The 3,598-nt window shown below is 73.3% G+C and carries 2 protein-coding genes and 1 pseudogene; 1 reads left to right on the top strand and 2 read right to left on the bottom strand.

What is annotated here, in order from left to right; genetic code table 11:
• Positions 1–1,492, top strand: a 1,492-nt coding sequence (locus tag KS423_RS41185; protein WP_224284848.1) for an LCP family protein, incomplete at its 5' end; no start/stop codon positions are given.
• 341 nt (positions 1,493–1,833) lie between these two features.
• Here KS423_RS41185 and KS423_RS41175 read toward each other — a convergent pair.
• A complete protein-coding gene (locus tag KS423_RS41175) occupies positions 1,834–2,874 on the bottom strand; it encodes a glycosyltransferase family 2 protein (RefSeq protein ID WP_224284847.1) in 1,041 nt (346 codons plus the stop codon).
• Between the two features lie 161 nt (positions 2,875–3,035).
• Positions 3,036–3,598: pseudogene (locus tag KS423_RS41170) on the bottom strand (hypothetical protein); the annotation flags it as partial.

Below are 3,598 nucleotides of genomic sequence, written 5' to 3'. Positions count from 1 at the left end.
CGCGGAGGGCCGCCGGGACGGCCGGCGGCGGGCGGCCGCGCTCGCCAAGCGCAACCGGCGCCGCCGGGCAGTCAAGTGGACGGCCGGGGCGGGCGCCCTGGTGATGGTCGCGGGCTGCGGCGGGGCGTACTACCTGTACCGGCACTTCAACGACAACCTGACCTCGGTCAAGGTCCAGCTGGGCGACGAGTCCGAGCGCCCCCCGGCCGCCGGGGACGCACTGAACATCCTGGTGATCGGGACGGACAGCCGGGAGGGCCTCGGGCGGGAGTACGGCGACGAGGGCAGCACCGGGCACGCCGACACCACCCTGCTGTTCCACATCGCCAAGGACCGCTCCAACGCGACGGTGGTCAGCCTCCCGCGCGACCTGATGGTGCCGATCCCGGAGTGCCTGAACGCCCAGGGGAAGAAGATCCAGGGCTCGGCCCGGGACATGTTCAACAACAGCCTCGGCCAGGAGGGGCGCGACGCGGGCTGCACCTGGAAGACCATCGAGAAGACCACCGGCATCCGGGTCGACCACTTCGTGCAGGTCAACTTCGAGGCGGTGAAGACCCTGTCCACCGCGGTCGGCGGGGTCGAGGTCTGCGCGGCCAAGGACATCGACGACTCGGGCTCCCACCTCAAGATGACCAAGGGGCGGCACGTGATCGAGGGCGACGAGGCGCTGGCCTTCGTCCGCACCCGGCACGCGGTCGGCCAGGGCGGCGACCTCACCCGGATCCCGCTCCAGCAGCAGTTCATCAGCTCGATGATCCGCAAGATCAAGAGCGACGACACCCTGACCAGCCCGACCAAGCTCTACAAGCTCGCGGACGCCGCCACCAAGGCGCTCACCGTGGACTCCGGCATCGGCAGCGTGGACAAGCTCAAGGACCTCGCGCTGGACATCAGCAAGGTGGACACCAAGAACATCACCTTCGCCACCGTCCCCGTCCTGGACGACCCCAAGGACGAGAACCGGCTGGTGCTCAAGCAGCCGGACGCCCAGCAGCTGTTCGCGATGATCGCGGGCGACCGCTCGCTGACCGAGACTGCCGCCCCACCCGCCCCCGAGGCCCCGGCCACCGGCGCCGCGCCCGCGTCGCCGACCCCGACCGCCACCACCCCGGCCCCCGCCACCAAGGGCATCCAGCTGACGGTGCGCAACGGCAGCGGCAAGCGCGGGCAGTCCGGGCCGACGGTGGAGAAGCTCCGGGCGAAGGGCTTCGACAAGGCCGCCGTGGGCAGCGACGCACCGCTCGCCGAGACCACCACGGTGTCCTACCCGACCGGCCAGGAGGCCCAGGCCTACGCCCTGGCCGCCGCCCTCGGCCTGCCCGGTGACGCCGTCCGGCCGGCCACGAAGCCGGACCCGAAGGGCGGGCTGCTGCTGGTGCTCGGCAAGGACGTGCTGGCCGCCCCCGCCAACCCTGCGGAGGTGCCCACCGAGGCCCCCGAGGACCTCCAGCGGGTGCAGGCGGACGACACCGACGTCTGCGCCAAGTAACGACGACAGGCCCCTGCGGGAGCAGAAGGGTTCCGCCCTCCCCGCAGTACCGCTCGGCGCTCCGCGGGCGCTCCCAGCGGCCGTCCCCGGCGGGCCGCAGCGGCTCGCCGGGGACGGCCGACCCAGCCGGTCCGGCGGGCCGGGACACCGGCGACCAGGGCGAAGTCCGGGACGTCCCGGTGCACCACGGCGTCGACCCCGACCGGGGCCCGGCGGCCGACCGTCACCCCGGCGCCGGTCGCGGCCCGTTCGCCGGCGTCCGCGTCCGGCTCGATCCGGGCCGTACCCGGCCCGTCCTCGACTGTCGCCATGCGCACCGACGACAGCGGTGCCGAAACGAATCAGCCGGTCTTCGAGAGCACGTCCTTGGAGGACGGGCCGACGCTGGCGATCACTCTTCGGGCCAGCGAGCGCGGTGAGGTCAGGAAGCCGAATCCCCAGCTGAGGTGCATGGTCGCGAAGGCCACCGGCAGTAGCGTCCTGGCCTTGAACGACAGTCCGCGGCCCTCGACCGCCGCGCCGCCGAGGATGCCCAGCAGGTACGCGCCGGGCACCGCGAGGAAGCCCGGATGGACGGCGACGCCGAGCACCAGACCGAGGACGACCGCCGCCAGCGCGACCGGCGGGGCGAGGTAGCGCAGGTTGACCGAGCCGCGGTGGTAGCGGGTGACCACCCGGCGCCAGCGGCCGTAGTCCTTGTACTGCTTGGCCAGCGCCCGCACCGAGGGGCGGGGCCGGTACGTCACCTTGAGCTGCGGGGTGAACCAGACCAGGCCGCCGTCCTGGCGGATCCGGTAGTTCAGCTCCCAGTCCTGGGCGCGGATGAACTCCTCGTTGTAGCCGCCGAGCTTCTCCAGCACCTCGCGCCGGAACACCCCGAGGTAGACGGTGTCCGCCGGGCCGGCCAGGCCGCCGGTGTGGAAGGCCGCGTTCCCGACGCCGATCTTGGAGGTCATCGCGGCGGCGACCGCGTTCTCCCACTCGGTCTCGCCCTCGGCGTGCATGATGCCGCCGACGTTGGCCGCGTCCATCTCGCCGAGCAGCCGGACAGCCGTGGTGATGTAGCCGGGGGTGAGCAGGCCGTGGCCGTCCACGCGCACGACTATCGGGTGTCGGGAGCCCCGGATCGCGGCGTTCAGCCCGGCCGGCGTCCGGCCGGTGGGGTTCTCCACCGTCCGCACCCGCCCGTCCTCGGCCGCCAGCTCGGCCGCGATCTCCGCGGTGCGGTCGGTGGATGGACCGAGAGCGATCACCACCTCGATCGGTCCGGGGTACTCCTGGTCCAGGATGCGCCGGACCGCCGTGCGCAGGTGACGTTCCTCGTTGAGCACCGGCATGATCACGGAAACAGCCGGCAGCTCCTCAGCAGCCTTGGTGTTCATCGGGGCCAACCGTACCGGTGCGGACGCGTCCTCGTCTTGTCCCGGTCCGGACGGCCGGGGACGCCTCGCGGCGCGCCACCGGTGCTGTGATCAAGAACACCGTACTCCCCTTTACGCGCAGCCCGGAAGCGGTGTGGATCCGGTGCCCCTCCGGGGCGGGTTCAGAGGGCGTAGTGGGCGACGGTGAACACCGCGTAACCGGTCAGTGCGAGCCGGTTCACCAGGTGCTGGGGGCCGCCCAGCCGGTCCGGCAGGGCCTGCGCCGGGCGCAGGTCGGGGCGGTGGGCGGCGGTGGCGACGGTCCGGGCCAGCGCCACCGGGTCGTACCGGCCGCCGAAGAGGGCGGCCAGCCAGACCGTCGGGCGGCTGAAGAAGGAGAACTCCCGGCCGCCGCGCAGCCGGATGGTGAGCAGGTTCCGGTGCACCGCCGCCGCGGAGATCTCCGTCCACCGGTAGCTGCGGGTGCGCAGCGCGGTGGCCACCCGCAGGCCGTTGCGGTCGGCCACCAGCTGCCAGGACAGCGTCTGGGCGCAGGCGAGGATCGCCAGCGACCCGATCCACAGCGGGCGCAGCAGCCCCTCCCACCAGCCGTCGTCGTCGAGCAGCACGACGGCGGTGGCGACCATCAGCGCCGCCAGCGGTCCGGCCCCCGCCCGCAGCGGCAGCGGCATCTCCCAGCGGCGGGCGGCCAGCGCCTCGGCGTCCGGCCCGGCCTCGGGGGCGG

This window comes from Streptomyces sp. LS1784 (assembly GCF_020103755.1).
Classification (GTDB): Bacteria; Actinomycetota; Actinomycetes; order Streptomycetales; family Streptomycetaceae; genus Kitasatospora.
The sequence above is the reverse complement of the archived record's forward strand: the minus strand, read 5'-3'. Positions and strand labels throughout refer to the sequence as shown.